The following is a 19,261-nucleotide window of genomic DNA, read 5'->3' as shown; positions in this document are numbered from 1 at the left end:
ATGATAATTTTATAAGTGGACGGAACCTTTACAAGCCTTTAGACAATAAAATCCTCAAAACTCAGGTCAGCCTTCTTCATAATTTTTTTCAGTAAGCCTCTGTACAAAATGCTACCTTTATGGCATTCTTATTTACGTCCAGAGAAATACTTTATGTACAGATGCAGCTACATTCTACTTTTACTGCAGCTTCAGGGGGGAATAACCAGTGCTAAAAAAATACATGTGCCGGTTAGGTATAGGTTCAGCCAAAATTGATCTCTTGCTTAACAAAGAACAATACGTTCCCGGAGAAAGCATTAAAGGGAGATTTTTAATAAATGGAGGCCTTTTTGAGCAGAAGATGAAACGAATTGAATGCGATCTTGTATGTATTGATCACGATTTGGAGTCGGAAACAACTGTTGAAACATCAACAATATTAACCTCAAAGTTAATCCGGTCACAGGAATCAAATACAATTACCTTTTCTTTTCAGCTTCCAGAATCGATATATCCTTCTAATAAAGAACGATCTTATAAATTTAAAACAAAGCTTATTTTTGAAGACGGTATAAAGAGCGTTGATCTAGATGAAATTATTATCAAAGCAGCGTAGTAAATAGTAAATACAATATTTCTTAAACGACAAAAAGAGCTGCCAGGAGACACTGGCAGCTTTTTCTTTTCCTTAGAGCGTTTTAAATGAAAGAAGATAAGCGCTGACCGCAGCTGCAATAATGACAAGAAAGACTGCTGCAACACCGCTTGTTATCACAAAGAATAGAGAACTTCCAACAGATACCCATAGCACAGAAAGGCTTAGGATTTTATTTTTTTGTGATATGCCCTTTCGAACCCGAAAGTCCTCTATATATCCCCCAAGCCACTTATTCTTTATGAGCAGAAGATACAGCTTTTCAGATCCCCTAACATAACAGGCTGCACCCAGCAGTAGAAAAGGAGTGGTTGGAAGGAGTGGAACTATAATGCCTAAAATGCCCAATAAAATAGAAATAGTACCAATGATAATGAAAACTGCTTTAACCGCATAGCTCACAAAAAAACACCACCTCCCCTATGTACACGTCCTATATTTCCTGAAGTTCATTCTATTTAAGCTGCCGTCCTTTTGTATGCTAGTGAAGCATAGCAAAAAAATCTGAGATTGAAAAGCATTAAACCAGTGACAATACATAGGACCATTCCGGATAACAAATGGCTATGTTACACTTGCCAGTTCCCCAGTTTTTAACAACCTTCGGCGGTAAAAGGCTCAGGTTGGGTCTCCCTTGGATTGGCCTTGTAATCCCCAGGACAAAGATTGGGCACCCAGCGCATTGAAAATAAGGACCTTCACCATAGTGGTGAAGGTCCTTATAATGATTAAAGTCCCTCTTCTCGAGCAACATTCTTTTCTTTAGATAAAAACCAGCCTCCAACTGCGATTGATACCAATACAACATAGAAAGTCACTTTCCAGGCAGTTGAATGTGCAAATTCTTCCGGAAGAACAGCCAGTTCTGGGTGGGAAAGGGTATACACAGCAAGCTTTACCCCTACCCAGCCGACAATCATAAAAGCAGCAATTTCTAAGCCAGGCTTTTCCTCTAATAACCTAACGAAAAAGTTAGCCGCGAATCTCATAATAACCAGCCCAATGAAACCTCCTGCGAAGATAACGAGGAATTTCCCTCCGTCCAATCCCCCAATATTCGGAAGCGGGGTATTAGGAAGCACTACAGCAAGTGCAACAGCGGCCAAAATTGAATCAACAGCAAACGCGATATCTGCAAGTTCTACTTTTAATACAGTTGTCCAAAAGCCCGCCTGCTTTAGTTCTTTTTTGTCTATCCCAGTATGGCCTTCTATTTTTTCAGGTTTGTGTTTAATTAACTTTCTGACTATATGATTAATAGCCATAAACAACAAATATAGCGCACCGATAGCCTGTACCTGCCAGACATCGACTAGGAAAGATATAGCGAACAGGGAAGCAAATCTAAATACAAACGCACCGGCAAGACCGTAAAATAACGCCTTTTTTCTTTGTTCTTCAGGCAGGTTTTTAACCATTATCGCCAAAACAAGGGCATTATCTGCAGCAAGCAGCCCCTCCAATACGATAAGCACCAGCAAAACCCAACCATATTCTAATAATATTCCTATTTCCATGAAAAGTCCTCCTCACCTTAGAAAGAATTAATGTCTTACTGTTAAAATTCGATAAATGGCAGCTTGTCATTCTCTCAATATTTCCCTAATACCTATCCGTGTCCAATCATTTATCTAATTTTCCCCTTCTCATGGGAGCGACCGGTCTGCGGATTAGCAATTAAAAGAGCCTTTACTGAATAACAGCAAAGGCCCTTAAAACTAGAAGACCTCTACCAGCTGGTAAAGGTCTTGCTAACAACGAATGTTGCCAACAAAGCCGAGAGATAAACTCCGGAATGACGACTTTGCTGTAAAAGCTACTCCCCTTTAGGAACGCTACATAAGATATTTTAATCTTATGAGGATACGATATGATTGTCAACAAAAAAAACTTGATACAGCTATTAGGTTTCCTATTTGTTTTTAAATCTAAGGATGAAGGTAAGTAAATTCTAGTATCCTCTGGGAGATTTAATTGTTTAATTCCAGCATTTGATATAGCCTGGGCAATTACAGATAATTCGAGCTGTCTAAAGCGGCACTGTAACCTTTACGCAGTAATTTAGTTTGATATATCCATTTAACTGGGCACACTCGATAGCAGTCCGGATGCCCCTCCAGTTTATATGGTTAGACAGCCAGCCTCTGAGCATGAATGAACAAGTACGAGATAATATGATACCATGAAAATAAAATAAAAAGCTCCATGGAGGAATATATGAGAAAAATCACTCTAGCAAATGGGCAAAGTGTTGAAGTTGAATGTCTTAGCTGCGCTTTGGTAAACGGTGTTATAGCTCCTGACGGCGGAGTCATCACCGAAACACAATTTTTTCATGCTCATCAGGATGTCGCCTATCCAATAGAAGGTTTGGTAATTGTCGCCTCCAAGAGACATTTGAAGTGCTTGGATGAGTTAAACGATAACGAAAGATCAGATTATATAAATCTAATGGCAAAAATCAGAAAGGTACAAAGAGAAGTTTTAGGAATCGAGTATGTATATTATTTTTACAACGAAGATACAACCCATCATTTCCATACCTGGATGCTCCCTCGTTATGAGTGGATGAATTCTTTTGGGCGATCAGTTGAATCTGTCCGTCCAGTCCTCCTTCATGCCAGAAATAACATGAATAATAAGGAAAACTTTAAAAGGGTAATAGATGCTATCCATTCTCTGAAAGCCGAATTAAATTAGGCAATGACAAATACGCAAGCGCCCGTTAAGTAACGTTTGGACTGATTTTTGGTTATCGTAGTTGGTCACCTCTAGGTAATTATTTATTGATAAGTTTAATAAAGTGGATTGGAGCGGAGGGTGGCGACTACGGAGGGAAAAGCGGGACAGTCTTTCCCCTGGACTGATCGTAGCGAGGGAACGCCTGGGAAAGCGTCCACCGAAGTGGACATCCAACTATACTGGTTATTCTATCCTAATTTTAAAATAAAAAAGACCGTAGGCAAACTCAATTCTTTGAGTTTGTCTACAGTCTGAGATGCCAGCAGCAAAAAGCTGGCAACTCTTCTTAACGGTCAATTACTAAATCAAAACCTCAATCTGGTTTTTTTCACGGAGTTTTTCTATAATCTCGATTGTTTTCTCTTGTTTCTTAGCAGAAATTGCTTCCTGTTCCAACGCTGCTTTCATTTCTTCAAACTCGCCAATTTCCTGCTTCTGACTTTCGGCCATTTCTTTATATTGTTCATATACAGTCTGAACTTCACTTTCTGAAACTTCGATTTGCCCAACCTTCGTGTCAATATATTGGGTAATTAATAAATCTTCCTGGACTTGCTTTCTCAGAGTCTCTTCATCCAACTTAGACTCCTTTAAAGCCTCTTGGTATTTTTCTTCGTCCTCAAATTGTCCTTTGACTTGTTCCATTCTTTCGTCAACACTTTTTTCATCTACCTCAATGCCTTCAGCTTGAGAAGTTTGAAGCAATAAGCTTGTATTAACTAGCTGGTCTACTACCTGTACGGACATTTCCTCTTTCATCTCTTCAGTCATGCTATCCACATCTATTCCTTGCTGAGCATACATCGCCTCAGTATCTTTTAGAAGAGATTCATATTCGGAACGTGGAATTTCTTCCCCGTTTACAGTTGCAACAGCTTTGTTTTCTTCTGTCTCTTGTCCCTTTTCGCCCGAGTTGCTGCATGCACCCAGTACGAGCAGACTTATACCAATCACCATAAAAATGGATAAGAATCGTTTACTCAATCTGTTTCTCCCCCTTCACTAGCTAGTCCTGATTGTAACATAATTGTTGTTGTGCAGCTCTGTTGTTACCAGATTGTTATCGAATTGTTACTTTACTGTAGACTGTTTTCTCTAAAACGTAATTAACTTTGAAGGAGAATTTGGCTATACAATATGTACTTTGAATTGTTGGCGATTTGCACTGTTGTCAATATACTCCATTTCGGTAAACTGAATAATCTCGTCTGTCGCCATTAAGACTGCAGAGCTCCTTGTACCATACCCATTGGCTCTAATGAACATGGGGGAGAGAATTCGCTCCCATTCGAGCGATACTCCTGTTTGTGGAAGGTTTTCATCTGGGACAGGATCTGTAACCTGCAAAAGGCTAAAGATCTTTTCGGTCATTTCATCCTCAGTGCCTTTTACAATCTCTGATAACCCTTTCCTTCCTTGTTCCACCTTAGGCCATTCAGTATTTAAAAAGTGATTGCTCAATCCATAAATTCCTGGTTCAACCTTTGTGATTTGATTTTGTATATTTGAATAGTAGTAAAGATCTTGATTATCTCCGGCTAACAAATTATACCCCGGGTAGCGATCCCGATCAGCGGCCACGCTTTCCATGTACTGGAAAGGGGTCTGTTCACCTCTTAAAAAGTCTGCGACCAGTTCTCCACGAGATCGCTTTCCTTCAGACTTTTCATTTGGATCACGGTAATTTGTCAGCGCGGAAAAACGACCAGTGGTGGTAACACCCAGCCATGTGCCCATTTTGTTCAAGTCCCGCCCAGCAAGAATTTCAGGCTGATCTTGCCAGAAATGGGCAGGTGCAGTAGGCCTGCCATAAAATTCGTCACGGTTTGCTGCAACAATTAGTTTATATTCGGGGTGAAGCTTATAGGCAAACAAGACTAGGCACATTGGTTTCCCTCCCAAGTATGAAGAAGGGATCAGAGGCAGTTCAATCCTTGCCAGCCCTTCATCAAGTATAGCGTAATATCTTTAACACAAAATTCATTAAAGATTATTAAATTAAGGTGAAATCATATCCTTCCTCTCTGAGTCTATCGATCAGTTCGGGAAGGACTTCAACTGTCTGTTCTAGTTCATGCAGAAGGATGATTGAGCCAGCTTTCACATGGTCGATAACATTGCAAACCGTCTTACCCGGTTCAGCTTTGTTTTCCCAATCATATGAGGTTATTTCCCACATTACAGGTGTTAAATCCAGGCTTTTCAAGACAGCAACCGTATCTTCGTTAAATTGGCCAAATGGAGGCCTAAAATACCTCACCCTTTGACCAGTAATACTTTCTATCCTGTCTATGCTTGTTTTAATTTCATCATATTGCTTTTGCTGATTTAAACTTGTCAGATTAACATGCTTATGGGAATGCGAACCGATAAGGTGTCCCTCATCTATGACTCGTCTCCACGGCCTTTGATCATACAAAAGTCTTGTATTCCAAAAGAAAACTGCAGGGACCGCTTTCTCTTTTAAAATATCGAGAATGGCAGCTAAATGGCGTCCTGGTCCATCGTCAAATGTTAACACTACTCTACCCTCATCAGGCTTATGATTCATAAGATTTTTCATCCATCTATCATCTTCGAGATCGTACACGACCTTTTCAGTCACTACTCATGGGTTAGTCATTGAAATTTGCCTCCCTTATAGATTGGCGGTACACAGAAATGTATCTTTGAACTTCACTGCTGTGGCTATGGTGACTTTCTATATAATCCTTTGCTTTTTCAATAACTTGCTGATGTTTTGCCTGATTCTCTAATAGCGCTCTTATTTTTTGAAAGAATTCATCTTTCGTTGAGAAAAGAAAGCCATTAACATTGTCCGTTATTACACTTTCATTCCCCGGGTTCCGCCGCGCAAATACAACAGAACCGATTTTCATTGCCTCCAAAATAGAAGAAGCCTGTCCTTCAGAAATAGACGTATTAAGAACCACATCAGCCCATTCATACATTTTCTTCATTCCATCTAGAGGGATATCTTCACAAAAAGACAGCCATGGATACTTCTGTTGGTATTGAATTAATTCTTCATAAACCTCAGCTTCAATTAAGATTCCGGCGATAACAAACCTCATATTGCTATATATCGATCTTAATTTACTTAATTCCTCAACTAAGAAAAAGACATCCTTTACTTTTCGAAGTCCTGCTGGCAAGAGTACCTTAGGATATCCGTCTTTACTTGGGGGCTGAAAACTTGTTGTTTCTTCAGGAAACCACACGCTCTGAGGAATAGTAACGATATTAGAGTGCTCAATTAAATTTGAGATCTTTTTTTTCGCATCATCGGTAAATACACATATCGCCGAGGCTCTCTCTAAAAATTCAAGCAGAGAGCCATCATTAACTTTAAGCAAATCATGGTTAACATCTGTGCCCCCATTCGTAATGATGTACGGCTTATTCAGATCGAATTGGTGGGCACTCTTCCACTGCAGAAATCTCGTTATGTGCAGAATATGAAAAACAGAACATGCCTGAAGCTCTGCTGCCTTCTCTGCTGTAAGTTTGTCTTCCTCGTATGCATAAACGGTTACCTCAATCTGTGCAGACTGTAGTCCAGCTATAATTCTTTTTGCTGTTGTAGCATTTCCTCGATTTTGTTTAATGAACGGTGTAAAAAATGCAATTTTCATATTTTTAGTCATCAGCGAACCCTATCTTTCTTTGGTTGATTCGTGCCCATACATGTTGTCTTGATATAGGTCCAAAACTATAACAAACTTAGAGTTCCTTTCTCTGGCAAGCGCCAAACCTCATTCAAGGTTTCTCTAAAGAGTCTGTTAAGCTGTTCTGTAGGATCTGCATTATGGACTTTTGCAATCTTGGCGTACTTTTCTATACGTTCGATTTCTTTGTTAAGGAATTGATTAATGATTTCAATCTTCGGCTCCAGATCTAATTCCTCGCCTGCTTTTTTTCGAATTAGGAGAGTTCGAACCTGCTCTTTAAGTTCTCCTTCGGGCAGCAGCTCATCTAACAGAATATCAAATTCTATTGGAGGAATGGTATTAAATTGCTCAATCCACCTTGCAGCCAAGATCGGGCGCAAGACGTAAAAGTATTTTTTAACCTTCACCTCTTGTCCCTGCAAATAGTCACGAAAGTTTCCTTTTGCCATATTGAGGTAATGATACAAGCCTGATGCAGGAACAAATACTTCTGAAGCCAGCTGACTCATCTTTTCGATTGTTGAATAAGATTTATAATAGACGATGTTTGATCGCATCCATTCGAGTAAGGGCGGATTTGATTTTCGGAATAATCTTAGTGCTTTTGTAAGTTCCCAGCCGCTTACATCCAGTAACTCATGCACCGGCCTGGAGAGCGAGTCACGGGTGGGAATCTCAATCACATCACGTTTTGGATCAATTGAAAGATACCAGTCAACCTTCTGTATGTAGATGAACCTTACATCAAAATCACTATCCTTTGAAGGGAACCCCCAGGCTCGACTTCCCGATTCACATGCAAACAGGATTTTCACTTCATAGTCTTTTTCAATTTGTTTTAGAACTTCAATTATATGTTCTTTCATCCACTTGGCTCATCTCCTCGAAATTGATGCTTTGCATAGTTTGCTTCGATTTGATCATTTTCTTCCTTGTTTGAATCTTTCCCTTTAACAAGCCTAATCAGTCTATTCCTTCCTGTTAAGATATTTTATCAAATAGTATTTAGTAATGGCCATATACTCTCGGATATAAGACTTAGGTACAGCCTGACTTGGAGTTTCAGCTGAAAGGCCTGCAATAGTTAAGCCTTCGTCCTTAGCAATCTGGACCGAGCGGTAAACATGAAAGGTGTTCGTCACGACTATACCTGTTTGAGAATGATCAGATATTAAGGCCTTGGACATTCTTATATTTTCATATGTGTCTGTAGATTTTTCTTCTAAAAAAATTTGCGATTCATTAATTCCCTGCTTTATCAATTCCCTCTTAATTGCTTCCGCCTCGGAAATATCTTCTCCTGGACCTCTTCCACCCGAAGCAATGATAATTGCCTCTTCGTTTTCTTCAAGATATTCAACTGCCGCCTGTATCCGGCTATTTAACGCCAGGGAAGGTACAGTCCCTTTGACTCTGGCACCAAGAATAATCACATAATCCGCGTTCTGGGGTGCTTCCGACTCCCAATGCTGTGAGATCTTGTATTGTAGAGCAGCTACATACAGGAATCCCAAAACAGCTAAACTGCACAGCAGCCAAATCCTTTTTTTCTTATTCATCTTAATCTCATTTCCAAGTTATTAGTTTAAACTAAATTGACTGCTTTCTAGATAAATGCTAAGACTTCCTGACCAAGGTTAATTAACTTACGCATGAATTAAATTGCCAACGCCTAGAGCTTTTATTATAGGAATCATAATCATTTCGCTAAGGCCTTATTCTAATGTTATTTCGACAAAAAGACCTAAACACCTGCTCAAAAGCTTCAATACAAGAGTTACCGCGGTCTTGTAAAGAAGCGGGTGAAAATACTAGTCACTGGCACCCGTATCCGGATGTACACTATTTCTCACAAAGTGTAATTTCTATGATTTCTTAAACGATTGAGAAAACCAGCCTCCACGGCTGGTTCTCAATTATGCATAAAGCTTTTTTTCTTCTTGCTTGAAAAAGCTTTTCATTGAATGGAATACATCGGCTTTTTGCTTGAGGATGTAATAGCGGAATTTCTCATCTTTGACATTCTTATACGCGGACATTAGAGTCGAGTGTCGGTTATACTGATTAACTTCTCCATAACCAAACATGTTGGAAACCTTCATAAGTTCTTCGACCAGCTTCACACAGCGAGCATTGTCTGATGTTAAATTATCTCCATCCGAAAAGTGAAACGGGTAAATATTAAATTTGCGCGGGCTGTATTTTTCATCAATAAGCTCAAGTGCTTTTCGGTAGGCAGATGAACATATCGTCCCGCCGCTTTCACCTTTCGAAAAGAAGTCTTCCTCTGAAACGACCTTTGCTTCTGTATGATGAGCTATAAACTCAATTTCTACTGTTTCATATTTTGATCTCAAAAACCTAGTCATCCAGAAGAAAAAGCTGCGTGCCATATACTTCTCCCAAAGTCCCATTGAGCCACTCGTATCCATCATCGCCAACACCACTGCTTTGGAATCTGGCTTGACGACTTCATTCCAGGTTTTAAATTTAAGGTCCTCTTTATATATTGGATGAAAACTAGGCTTCCCTGTCATCGCATTTCGTTTGTAGGCTGACATCATTGTCCTTTTCTTATCAATGTTCCCCATTAATCCTGTCTTACGAATATCATTAAACTCAATATTTTCTACCAAATGTTCTTCCTGTTCCTTACGCTGCAGGTTAGGCAGTTCTAATTGTTTAAACAAAGCTTCTTCAAGCTCCATCATAGAAACTTCAGCTTCAAAATAGTCCTCGCCTGCCTGATCTCCAGCGCCTTGCCCTTTTCCAGGTCCTTTTTTGCCGCTAGACCCATCTCGTGCTACAACGTCGCCGAGTTTACTTTCTCCGTCTCCCTGGCCAACATGTTTGTTTTTATCATAGTTATAGCGGATCTTATACTCGTCTAAAGAACGAATTGGTATTTTCACAACTTCTCGCCCGTTAGACATCACAATGCTTTCTTCCGTAATAAGATCAGGGAGATTATTTCGGATGGCGTCCTGGACTTTCTCCTGATGACGTTGCTGGTCATCATGGCCTTTGCGGTGGAGGGACCAATCTTCCTGGGAAATTACAAATTGATGATGATTTTCATCGGTCATTTATACCCCTCCTTAATTTTTTCACATTTACAATTTCCATGCATATGATATCCCGAGTGTTTGGATAGATAAGGGAAACTGTAATTACTCTATCCTATGCGGGAAAGCGAAATAATTTACAAATAATTTAGACAATTAGATGTAGGTCTATTAAAATGGACAGGTTTTGCGCTATTTTGTATTTTATAAAAAACAGAAGCCCTTGCTTCTTTGCAAGGGCTACTTTTTATTTGAATCATATTGGATCGGGTCAGGATACTTGTCGTAATCCTGTTTTAACTCTTTGTTCGTTCGCCGATTTTCCATTTGTTTTCCGAGGTTCTTCATGTCTTTTTCATTCGGTGCCATGGATCCATTTTTAGGAACATAGTCTTTATCAAACTCCGTCTTCTTATCCATTCTATATCACCTCTGACTACCTTTATACCCCTTCCATGAGTAACTAAACAAAGGACCTGGAGGTATGCCAGGTCCTTTGTGTTTTATCTATTTAACAGACTGCCCACATACCGAAGTAAATCATTCGCGGAAGTAGAATTATAGCCATGCTCGTCAATTAACCGGGCGACTACTTCATTTACTTTTTTCAGCTGCTGTTCATCAGGTGTTTTGCTCGATGTTGTAATTTTAACTACATCCTTTAAATCAGCAAATAACTTTTTCTGAATAGCTTCTCTCAGCCGGTCATGTGAATTGTAGTCAAATCGTTTTCCTTTTCTCGCATAGGCAGAAATCCTAATCAGAATTTCTTCACGGAAGGCCTTTTTAGCATTCTCTGATATGCCAATCTGCTCTTCAATCGATCTCATTAATTTCTCATCTGGATTAATTTCTTCTCCTGTTAATTGGTCACGCATTTTGGCTTTGTTGCAATAGGCTTCTACATTATCAAGATAGTTTTCCATTAGCGTTTTGGCTGATTCCTCATAAGAGTACACAAACGCTTTCTGGACCTCTTTTTTAGCAATATCGTCGTATTCTTTTCTTGCCAGCGAAATAAAGTTCAAATAACGCTCACGCAGCTCATTCGTAATCGAAGGATGCTGATCCAAGCCTTCCTTCAGTGACCGAAGCACATCAAGAGCATTAAGTGAAGGAATTTCCTTGCGAATGATAGTAGAAGAAATCCGGTTGATCACATACCGTGGATCAATCCCGCTCATTCCCTCATCCTGGTATTCCTTTTTCAGCTCGTCAACATCCGCAGAGTTGTACCCTTCCACATTCTTGCCATCATAGAGACGCATCTTTTTAACAAGGTCGATGTCTCCCTTTTTCGGCTCCTTAAGACGAGTTAAAATAGAAAACATTGCTGCTACTTTTAAAGTGTGCGGAGCAATGTGTACATCAGACACATCACTTTCCTGAATCATTTTTTCGTATATTTTTTCTTCTTGGGTCACTTTAAGGTTATAAGGAATTGGCATAACGATAATCCGAGAATGTAAAGCTTCGTTCTTTTTATTGGAGATAAACGACCGATATTCCGTTTCATTTGTATGCGCAACGATTAGTTCATCAGCAGAAATCAACGCAAACCTTCCAGCTTTAAAATTACCTTCCTGGGTTAAAGAAAGCAAGTGCCAAAGGAATTTCTCGTCACACTTCAGCATTTCTTGGAACTCCATCATTCCCCGATTTGCCTTGTTAAGCTCGCCATCAAAGCGGTAGGCACGCGGGTCAGATTCAGATCCAAATTCGGCAATGGTTGAGAAATCAATACTGCCGGTTAAATCAGCGATATCCTGTGATTTAGGATCTGACGGACTAAATGTACCAATGCCAACCCGTTTATCCTCTGAAAAGAAGACTCTTTCAACAAGAACATCCTCTAAGCGGCCCCCGTACTCTTTTTCTAGGCGCATCATGTTTAGCGGAGATAAATTCCCTTCAATTCTTATTCCATACTCATCATAAAATTCACCACGTAAATTCTGTGGAATTAAGTGCAGCGGATCCTCGTGCATTGGACATCCTTTTATGCCGAAAATTGCCCCTCGGTCTGTAAGCGAATATGCTTCCAATCCTCTTTTTAACATCGTGACGAGTGTCGATTTACCTCCACTGACCGGTCCCATTAACAATAGAATCCTTTTTCTTACATCAAGCCGTTTGGCTGCTGGATGAAAATACTCTTCAACAAGGCGTTCTAAGGCTTCTTCCAGTCCAAACAACTGTGGACTGAAGAAAGAATAGCTTTTCTTACCTTTGTCATCCTCAATTCCCGCGTCTCTGATCATATTATAAACTCGTGAATGTGCTGATTGAGCTACCCATGGCTGTTCTTTTACGATCTCTAAATACTCCCCGAACGTCCCTTCCCATCTAAGCTTAGCCTCTTCCTCTCGGAACATTTCAATTTTCTTTAATATATCCATAAGGACCTCCCTCGTAGCATTATCAGAGACGATTAATATAATCTATGCACGAGGGAAATTGAACATGCGTAAACTGTGACAGAAGGATTGTCCTTTTTCAATATTACTCCTTTTTGAAATTTATTGTGCCTATCCATTCACAGTTTTTAGTTTATAGGCTATAATAACTCTATATGTATAATTTGCAGTTAAAAGGAGGCTTACATAAATGGGTTTACTATTAATTCTAGCAGTATCTGTCACATTTCTGGCCGCTATCTTCACTGGTGGTTACGATGATAAGCCAGGCGTGAAAAATAAGTAATTGAGAAGCCTTGAGCCCCCAATATAAAAGCTGCTGATAGCTATCAGCAGCTTTTTCTTTATTTTTACCTCAAATTCATCTTTTTGCTTTCAACAAATTCTTTCATATACATTCTTGATTTTTTTTCAAGCATTTGGCTTATTTGCTCTGTCCACCTATCATTCCTTTTTCCGCCGGTCCGTTCTTGATAATATGCAGAAATAACTTCGTTGTAATCTTTAAGCTGGTTTATATACTGCTTTTCATCCTGCTGATAAACATTTTGGTGGTAAACATGCTCCATTGGCAGTCGCGGCTTTTGGCTCGAATGATTTCCTGGATAACCAACTGCCATTCCAAACAATGGAATCACCCGATTCGGTGTCCCTAAAATGCTTGCCACTTCATTAAGATTATTTCTAATCCCTCCGATGTAGCAAATCCCTAAACCTAAAGACTCTGCTGCGATAGCTGCATTTTGCGCAGCTAGTGACGCATCAATGAGTGCGACCATAAACTTTTCTGTGCTTTCAACCGCAGGTATAACATCTTTATCTTCGAAGCTGCCCATTAATTCGTGACGGTAAAGGTCAGCGCAAAACACGAAGAAATGTCCATTTTCCTCAACATAGGATTGGTTCCCTGCGACCTCAGCAAGCTGTCGCTTTTTCTCTTTGTCAGTTACACCAATAATAGAATAAGCCTGAACATAACTTGATGTGGAAGCAGCCTGAGCACTCTTTACAATTGCCTCGATTTGTTCGTCTGTAAGAGGCTTATCATCAAAACTTCTGATTGACCGATGGTTTAACATTGTTTCAATGGTCGAATTCATTATATGCTCCCTCCTTGGTAAAAATTAAAGTATGTAAAAAGCCTGAATTTCTTCAGGCTGAGTTACCTTAAGTTCGGATAGTTTTGCTGCCGAAGCGCCTCATAAATCAAAATCGCTGCTGTATTGGACAGGTTGAGAGAGCGAACATGCTCTGTCATTGGAATTCTCAAACTTCGGTCTTTATTTTTTTCGCGAAGATCCTTAGGCAGACCAGTAGTCTCCCTGCCAAAGATAAAAAAGTAATTTTTTTCAGGCTGACTGTAATCAAAGGATGTATAAGTCTTCTCCCCATATTTGGTAAGGTAGAAATACTCTCCACCTTCGTTGCTCTTAAAAAAGTCTTCCAAGGAATCATGGTAGATTACATTAACATGTTCCCAATAATCAAGTCCTGCTCTCTTCAGCATTTTATCATCTGTGGAAAAGCCGAGCGGCCTAATTAAATGCAGAGTTGTATTAGTTGCTGCACAAGAACGAGCTATATTTCCTGTATTGGATGGAATTTCAGGCTGATATAAAACTACATGCACTGACACTTACTTTCACCTCATTTAAAAACTATACCTGATATTATACCACTATGGCGCCGGCCTTCAAGCAGGTTGTTCTGATATTGGGCTGAACGGCGATTATTACTTTTTAGCGCCGTCTTTTTGGTCGTCTACAATAGTTAGGAATTTATACTTTATATTCGTTGTATAGGCAGTGGAATCTTCATACGCCCAATATCTCATCCTGCTATTTGTTGTGTGAGCATTAACGAGAGGCATCCCATTTCCGTCCTTTCCCGTAACAATTGTTGTATGATCAAACCGTCCATCCCCCTGAAAGTCGTAACAAATCACATCCCCTAATAACAACTCTTCTGGACTTCCGACTTCCCTCGCCCTTAAACCAGTCTTTGCACCTGGAAGATACCAGCGCATTGAATTGGCAACTGACCAGCTGAAACTCCAGTTATCACTTCTCATCCACCATCCCTTACTGCGATTCGGATAGCCTAGCATAGGGGCTCCCCCAGAATGAAGGCACTGGGAAATATAGTTGGTACAATCCACATCAAACTGCTTATAGGCAGGATTATAATCATTCCACCATCTCTCGGCATAACGAACAGCCTTTAACCGATCATAACGATACGATTGCCTTTCCTCTAGCTCTTCCCCTCCCTCTCGGTCTTCTGAAGTAGTTTTTAATGAATCCAGGCTCTGTGGATATACATGAAAATCTTCAACTAAAACCCCTTTATAGAATTTAGCTTTTCTTTTTTCTACTTCCTCCTCTATATACATTTGATTTTTTTGTTTAATCAAATATTGATAATGTACACTATAAAAAACCTCCGTAAATTCTTCGCCCTCCATTTTAGAGTTAATTTTCCCTATTGCTTTTGCTTTTACTATTTCAGCAGACCTTTTACTATTACTTTCCTTCTTTTGTTCAATCACTTTACAATGATGGACAGGGTTCCGTTTATCAGAAACACATTGTTGTACCCGTTCCTCAAGCAAGTGTTGAAGTTGTTTGCGCATCAGCAATCACCCCTTTCTTACCATTCTTATGAAAGTGGGCTTTATTTAAGGCATAGAAAAAACGGATGGATTACTCCATCCGCTCATATCTTAAGAAATTTCGTAGTACTCAAGACCTTTCTGTACTTCTTTTAAAACATCTCCATCAATTTCATTTTGTTCAGCTGCTAATAAGGCCGCCTTTGCCGGTTCCCCGCCAATCTTCCCGAGAGCCCAAGCAGCTGTACCTCTGAGCACGGGACGCGGGTCTTCTTGCATAACCTTAATTAAATCAGGCACAGCGGTATCATCCTTATAATGGGCTAAAGCAATAATAGCATTGCGCTGAATTGGTTTTTTCCCTCTCCAGGATCCTGAAATATGTCCGAACTTTTCTTTAAATTCACGATTGCTCATATGAAGCATTGGTTTTAATAACGGCTTCGCTATCTCTGGATCTGGCTCCAATTCATCATGAAAGTGGAAATCCTTTCCCTTGTTTTCAGGGCATACGGTTTGGCAGGTATCGCAGCCATATAACCGGTTCCCTAGCTTCTCACGGTATTCATCAGCAAGGAAACCCTTTGTCTGGGTAAGAAAAGCAATACACTTTTGTGCATTAAGCTGACCTCCCTGGATCAGGGCTCCGGTTGGGCAAACCTCAACACATTTATTACAAGAGCCGCAGCCATCCTCAATAGGTGTATCAGGCTCAAAAGGCAGGTTCGTAATCATTTCTCCTAAGTAAACATATGATCCAAACTCAGGAGTTATAATCGCACAGTTTTTCCCGCTCCATCCTATGCCCGCTCGTTGTGCAACAGCCCTGTCGACTAATTCACCTGTATCGACCATTGATTTAAACTTCGCTTCTGGCACCTTTGAGATAATATATTCCTCTAGCTTTTTAAGACGGTCCTTTAAAACAACATGGTAGTCTGTTCCCCAGGATGCACGACAAAAAATGCCTCTCCTCTCCCCTTTCTTACTTTCAACCCTAACCTTCATTCTGGAGGGATAGGCAAGTGCAATCGAAATAATTGAATGTGGTTTTTCAAATATAAGCTTAGGATTTGTTCTCTTTTCAATATTTGGCTCTTCAAAGCCTGACTGATAATTTAGATCCTGTTGGCGATATAGCCTATTTTTCATTTCAGTAAAAGCAGAGGGGGCAGCAAATCCAATTTTATCGATCCCGATTGTTTTACTGTATTCAACTATGTCCTTTTTTAATTCATGAATGTTCACTCTATCCCTCCTTCCCATTATATTAATGTAAAATCACCAATTATAAATCTTCACGGTTTATATGATAAACTATTTTTGAATACTTTGGGAGGTGGAATCGTTGGAAATTCTCATATCTACTGAACTTTGCAGGAAGGTTCCCGGATTCACGATTGGAATAATTGAATATAAAGACATTCAAATAGCAAGTTCACCACAAATGCTAAAGGGCAGGCTGCAGCTATTCCAGGAATCCATTTACTTTGAGCTTCTAGACAAAAATATAACCGAATTTGACGGTATACAGGAATGGAGACAAATTTTTAAACAGACCGGAAAGGACCCCAATCGATATCGTCATTCTGCAGAAGCAATACTCAGAAGGATAAAAAGAAAAAACTATCTTCAGCCTGTACATAGTGCAATTGATTTAAACAACTTTTTCTCTCTAGAGTACCAGATACCAATCGGAATTTATGACCGTGACACACTGGCTGGAGATACGATTATAAGGATTGGAGAAGAACATGAAGAGTATACAGGGTTAAATGGACGCGTAAACTCGCTCCATAATTTAATTGTATCTTCAGATAAGAATGGCCCTTTTGGCAGCCCTTTTGTCGATTCAGAGCGGACCTCTGTTTCGGAAGAGACAAAGAATGCAGTTCAAATTATCTACCTAAGACCTTCAAATGGTTCAGAGAATAACATAAAAATGACTGAATCGTTGATGAATATGTTCACACAAATTCATGGTGGCGAGGCTTCATTTAATATTAAAGGGTGCTAATGACAGCATCCTTTTTATTTCAGATAAAGAAAGTATAACATTTTTAACATTGGCTACTGTCTAGCTCCAGAGCCTACACCTTCGAGTAGCTTCGGTCCAGCTGATGAAGTCATAGAACGACTTCACCTTCTGGCCCTCCAGCGCTTTTCGAAGCTAAACAGCCGGCTTCACATTATGATTTGTCGGGGTAGTTCAAAGTGCTTATGCTTTTTTTCCTCAAAGAAAGAACAGCTTTTTCATACCAAAATAAAAACGCAATACTTCATTCATAAGAATGAAACACTGCGTTATAAACAAAGGTATGTATGGAGCGGGTGATGAGAATCGAACTCACATCATCAGCTTGGAAGGCTGAGGTTTTACCACTAAACTACACCCGCATACTATATAAAGATGGTACCGGTGGTCGGGGTCGAACCGACACTCCAGAAGGAACACGATTTTGAGTCGTGCGCGTCTGCCAATTCCGCCACACCGGCATATTAAACTGAAAAGCTTAGGACATTAAAGCTGTAGCAGGCCCTATTATGATAGTGAAGACTTTTGCATCTTCAGTTTCCATATACTCAATGTAAAGGGTCAGGTGCTTTAGATAAATATGGAGGCGGCAACCGGATTTGAACCGGTGAATAAAGGTTTTGCAGACCTTTGCCTTACCACTTGGCTATGCCGCCAACAGATTGGAGCGGAAGACGGGATTCGAACCCGCGACCCCCACCTTGGCAAGGTGGTATTCTACCACTGAACTACTTCCGCGAATGGCTGGGCTAGCAGGATTTGAACCTGCGCATGACGGAGTCAAAGTCCGTTGCCTTACCGCTTGGCTATAGCCCATTGAAAAGTCGCATGATCTTATAGAAACAAGACGCACTAAGTTTATGATTTATGGGGCGACTGATGGGAATCGAACCCACGAATGTCGGAACCACAATCCGATGCGTTAACCACTTCGCCACAATCGCCATAATCATTGGCAGGGGTAGTAGGAATTGAACCCACACTGGAGGTTTTGGAGACCTCTGTTCTACCTTTAAACTATACCCCTATTATGATGGTGGAGGGGGGCAGATTCGAACTGCCGAACCCGAAGGAGCGGATTTACAGTCCGCCGCGTTTAGCCACTTCGCTACCCCTCCATTATAACATGATCATTTCTTACGTAAAATAAATTTCTAGAAATAATCCTTTTTAATTTAAAAATGGTGGCTCAGGACGGAATCGAACCGCCGACACAAGGATTTTCAGTCCTTTGCTCTACCGACTGAGCTACTGAGCCAAAATGGCGGTCCCGACGGGAATCGAACCCGCGATCTCCTGCGTGACAGGCAGGCATGTTAACCGCTACACCACGGGACCATATTGCGGGGGCAGGATTTGAACCTGCGACCTTCGGGTTATGAGCCCGACGAGCTACCGAACTGCTCCACCCCGCGACGATACTAATAAAAAGTTACTGTTATGCTCATAGTGAACAACTAACTGTCCCGATCTTATATAGCCTATTCAAGCTGCTGTTCGATCGGTACAACTCGCAGATAATTCTATGAAGTAACGCTTGTTGCTCCACCCCGCGACGATAAAAGAATAATATAGAAATGGTGGAGGATGACGGGATCGAACCGCCGACCCTCTGCTTGTAAGGCAGATGCTCTCCCAGCTGAGCTAATCCTCCGAAATAAGAAAATGGTGACCCCTACGGGATTCGAACCCGTGTTACCGCCGTGAAAGGGCGGTGTCTTAACCGCTTGACCAAGGGGCCATACAAATTTGAAAAGGTAATGGCGGAGAGCAAGGGATTTGAACCCTTGATACGCGGTTAGCGTATACACGATTTCCAATCGTGCTCCTTCGGCCACTCGGACAGCTCTCCATAAAATGGCTCCGCAGGTAGGACTCGAACCTACGACCGTTCGGTTAACAGCCGAATGCTCTACCACTGAGCTACTGCGGAACGATATTACAGCCTGGCAGCGTCCTACTCTCACAGGGGTAAAACCCCAACTACCATCGGCGCTGAGAAGCTTAACTTCCGTGTTCGGTATGGGAACGGGTGTGACCTTCTCGCTATCGCCACCAGACTATTTTGAGGTTTGTTCCCTCA

Annotated in this window: 18 protein-coding genes, 15 tRNA genes and 1 rRNA gene; 3 read left to right on the top strand and 31 right to left on the bottom strand. The window is 40.6% G+C overall.

The features are described from left to right. The first annotated feature begins 208 nt into the window (after positions 1-208). The gene (locus tag HRJ06_RS05900; RefSeq protein ID WP_338421058.1) at positions 209-598 is read left to right on the top strand and encodes a sporulation protein; all 390 of its coding nucleotides are present in this window, start codon (positions 209-211) and stop codon (positions 596-598) included. Between the two features lie 72 nt (positions 599-670). On the opposite strand, the gene HRJ06_RS05895 is transcribed toward HRJ06_RS05900, so the two are convergent. Together HRJ06_RS05895 and HRJ06_RS05890 are read right to left on the bottom strand one after the other, a co-directional pair. Further along, positions 671-1,039, bottom strand: coding sequence for a DUF454 family protein (locus HRJ06_RS05895; protein ID WP_174730325.1), 369 nt, complete (start codon positions 1,037-1,039; stop codon positions 671-673). A gap of 326 nt (positions 1,040-1,365) precedes the next feature. Next, positions 1,366-2,154 carry a TerC family protein gene (locus HRJ06_RS05890; protein ID WP_174730322.1) on the bottom strand — a complete coding sequence of 263 codons (789 nt, stop codon included), beginning with the start codon at positions 2,152-2,154 and terminating at the stop codon, positions 1,366-1,368. A 700-nt stretch (positions 2,155-2,854) separates the two neighbouring features. Here HRJ06_RS05890 and HRJ06_RS05885 point away from each other — a divergent pair. Beyond that, positions 2,855-3,337: an HIT family protein gene (locus tag HRJ06_RS05885; RefSeq protein ID WP_174730319.1), complete on the top strand. Its 483-nt coding sequence runs from the start codon at positions 2,855-2,857 to the stop codon at positions 3,335-3,337. Positions 3,338-3,679: 342 nt separating this feature from the next. Here the strand turns inward: HRJ06_RS05885 and HRJ06_RS05880 are convergent, their stop codons facing one another. From HRJ06_RS05880 to queG, 13 genes are all read right to left on the bottom strand, one after another. After that, a complete protein-coding gene (locus tag HRJ06_RS05880) occupies positions 3,680-4,363 on the bottom strand; it encodes a SurA N-terminal domain-containing protein (protein ID WP_174730316.1) in 684 nt (227 codons plus the stop codon). A gap of 144 nt (positions 4,364-4,507) precedes the next feature. Then, on the bottom strand, positions 4,508-5,266 hold the full coding sequence (locus HRJ06_RS05875; protein WP_174730313.1) for an NRDE family protein: 759 nt from the start codon (positions 5,264-5,266) through the stop codon (positions 4,508-4,510). Positions 5,267-5,372: 106 nt separating this feature from the next. After that, positions 5,373-5,942: a polysaccharide deacetylase family protein gene (locus HRJ06_RS05870; RefSeq protein ID WP_174730311.1), complete on the bottom strand. Its 570-nt coding sequence runs from the start codon at positions 5,940-5,942 to the stop codon at positions 5,373-5,375. A 52-nt stretch (positions 5,943-5,994) separates the two neighbouring features. After that, on the bottom strand, positions 5,995-7,026 hold the full coding sequence (locus HRJ06_RS05865) for a glycosyltransferase (RefSeq protein WP_174730308.1): 1,032 nt from the start codon (positions 7,024-7,026) through the stop codon (positions 5,995-5,997). A 65-nt stretch (positions 7,027-7,091) separates the two neighbouring features. Next, on the bottom strand, positions 7,092-7,916 hold the full coding sequence (locus tag HRJ06_RS05860; RefSeq protein ID WP_174730304.1) for a nucleotidyltransferase domain-containing protein: 825 nt from the start codon (positions 7,914-7,916) through the stop codon (positions 7,092-7,094). 102 nt (positions 7,917-8,018) lie between these two features. Further along, on the bottom strand, positions 8,019-8,609 hold the full coding sequence (locus HRJ06_RS05855) for a YdcF family protein (RefSeq protein ID WP_174730301.1): 591 nt from the start codon (positions 8,607-8,609) through the stop codon (positions 8,019-8,021). A 357-nt stretch (positions 8,610-8,966) separates the two neighbouring features. Beyond that, the gene (yhbH, locus tag HRJ06_RS05850; RefSeq protein WP_174730298.1) at positions 8,967-10,136 is read right to left on the bottom strand and encodes a sporulation protein YhbH; all 1,170 of its coding nucleotides are present in this window, start codon (positions 10,134-10,136) and stop codon (positions 8,967-8,969) included. A 219-nt stretch (positions 10,137-10,355) separates the two neighbouring features. Further along, positions 10,356-10,535 carry a hypothetical protein gene (locus HRJ06_RS05845; RefSeq protein WP_174730295.1) on the bottom strand — a complete coding sequence of 60 codons (180 nt, stop codon included), beginning with the start codon at positions 10,533-10,535 and terminating at the stop codon, positions 10,356-10,358. An 83-nt stretch (positions 10,536-10,618) separates the two neighbouring features. Next, the gene (locus HRJ06_RS05840; protein ID WP_174730292.1) at positions 10,619-12,514 is read right to left on the bottom strand and encodes a PrkA family serine protein kinase; all 1,896 of its coding nucleotides are present in this window, start codon (positions 12,512-12,514) and stop codon (positions 10,619-10,621) included. Between the two features lie 368 nt (positions 12,515-12,882). Then, the gene (nfsA, locus tag HRJ06_RS05835; protein WP_174730289.1) at positions 12,883-13,632 is read right to left on the bottom strand and encodes an oxygen-insensitive NADPH nitroreductase; all 750 of its coding nucleotides are present in this window, start codon (positions 13,630-13,632) and stop codon (positions 12,883-12,885) included. Positions 13,633-13,694: 62 nt separating this feature from the next. Continuing rightward, positions 13,695-14,168 (bottom strand): tRNA (uridine(34)/cytosine(34)/5-carboxymethylaminomethyluridine(34)-2'-O)-methyltransferase TrmL, encoded by a 474-nt coding sequence (trmL, locus tag HRJ06_RS05830; RefSeq protein ID WP_174730286.1) that lies wholly within the window; start codon positions 14,166-14,168, stop codon positions 13,695-13,697. Positions 14,169-14,264: 96 nt separating this feature from the next. Then, entirely contained in the window at positions 14,265-15,164 is a 900-nt protein-coding gene (locus tag HRJ06_RS05825; protein ID WP_174730282.1) for an amidase domain-containing protein, read from the bottom strand. Positions 15,165-15,254: 90 nt separating this feature from the next. After that, positions 15,255-16,391 carry a tRNA epoxyqueuosine(34) reductase QueG gene (queG, locus tag HRJ06_RS05820; RefSeq protein ID WP_174730279.1) on the bottom strand — a complete coding sequence of 379 codons (1,137 nt, stop codon included), beginning with the start codon at positions 16,389-16,391 and terminating at the stop codon, positions 15,255-15,257. A gap of 100 nt (positions 16,392-16,491) precedes the next feature. Here queG and HRJ06_RS05815 point away from each other — a divergent pair, with 100 nt between their 5' ends. Beyond that, positions 16,492-17,160, top strand: a complete 669-nt coding sequence (locus HRJ06_RS05815; RefSeq protein ID WP_174730276.1) for a B3/B4 domain-containing protein — start codon at positions 16,492-16,494, stop codon at positions 17,158-17,160. Between the two features lie 306 nt (positions 17,161-17,466). Here the strand turns inward: HRJ06_RS05815 and HRJ06_RS05810 are convergent. The 16 genes from HRJ06_RS05810 to rrf all read right to left on the bottom strand — a co-directional run bounded on the left by HRJ06_RS05810 (position 17,467) and on the right by rrf (position 19,238). After that, a tRNA-Gly gene (locus HRJ06_RS05810) sits at positions 17,467-17,540 on the bottom strand. Between the two features lie 14 nt (positions 17,541-17,554). After that, positions 17,555-17,639, bottom strand: a tRNA-Leu gene (locus tag HRJ06_RS05805). A gap of 120 nt (positions 17,640-17,759) precedes the next feature. Continuing rightward, positions 17,760-17,834: transfer RNA gene (locus tag HRJ06_RS05800), tRNA-Cys, on the bottom strand. A gap of 7 nt (positions 17,835-17,841) precedes the next feature. After that, a tRNA-Gly gene (locus tag HRJ06_RS05795) sits at positions 17,842-17,916 on the bottom strand. 3 nt (positions 17,917-17,919) lie between these two features. Then, positions 17,920-17,994: transfer RNA gene (locus HRJ06_RS05790), tRNA-Gln, on the bottom strand. A 52-nt stretch (positions 17,995-18,046) separates the two neighbouring features. Then, positions 18,047-18,122 (bottom strand) — tRNA-His (locus HRJ06_RS05785). 9 nt (positions 18,123-18,131) lie between these two features. Then, positions 18,132-18,205 (bottom strand) — tRNA-Trp (locus HRJ06_RS05780). 7 nt (positions 18,206-18,212) lie between these two features. Next, positions 18,213-18,296: transfer RNA gene (locus tag HRJ06_RS05775), tRNA-Tyr, on the bottom strand. A 64-nt stretch (positions 18,297-18,360) separates the two neighbouring features. After that, positions 18,361-18,436: transfer RNA gene (locus HRJ06_RS05770), tRNA-Phe, on the bottom strand. 4 nt (positions 18,437-18,440) lie between these two features. Beyond that, positions 18,441-18,516, bottom strand: a tRNA-Asp gene (locus tag HRJ06_RS05765). Between the two features lie 3 nt (positions 18,517-18,519). Further along, positions 18,520-18,593: transfer RNA gene (locus HRJ06_RS05760), tRNA-Met, on the bottom strand. 163 nt (positions 18,594-18,756) lie between these two features. Further along, positions 18,757-18,832: transfer RNA gene (locus HRJ06_RS05755), tRNA-Val, on the bottom strand. Between the two features lie 12 nt (positions 18,833-18,844). Continuing rightward, a tRNA-Glu gene (locus HRJ06_RS05750) sits at positions 18,845-18,919 on the bottom strand. Positions 18,920-18,939: 20 nt separating this feature from the next. After that, positions 18,940-19,030, bottom strand: a tRNA-Ser gene (locus HRJ06_RS05745). Positions 19,031-19,036: 6 nt separating this feature from the next. Next, positions 19,037-19,111 (bottom strand) — tRNA-Asn (locus HRJ06_RS05740). A gap of 11 nt (positions 19,112-19,122) precedes the next feature. Then, positions 19,123-19,238: ribosomal RNA gene (rrf, locus tag HRJ06_RS05735) — 5S ribosomal RNA — on the bottom strand. Between the last annotated feature and the right edge of the window lie 23 nt (positions 19,239-19,261).

The sequence above is a fragment of the Mesobacillus harenae genome (assembly GCF_013343715.1).
Lineage (GTDB): Bacteria > Bacillota > Bacilli > Bacillales > Cytobacillaceae > Mesobacillus_A > Mesobacillus_A harenae.
The sequence above is the reverse complement of the archived record's forward strand: the minus strand, read 5'-3'. Positions and strand labels throughout refer to the sequence as shown.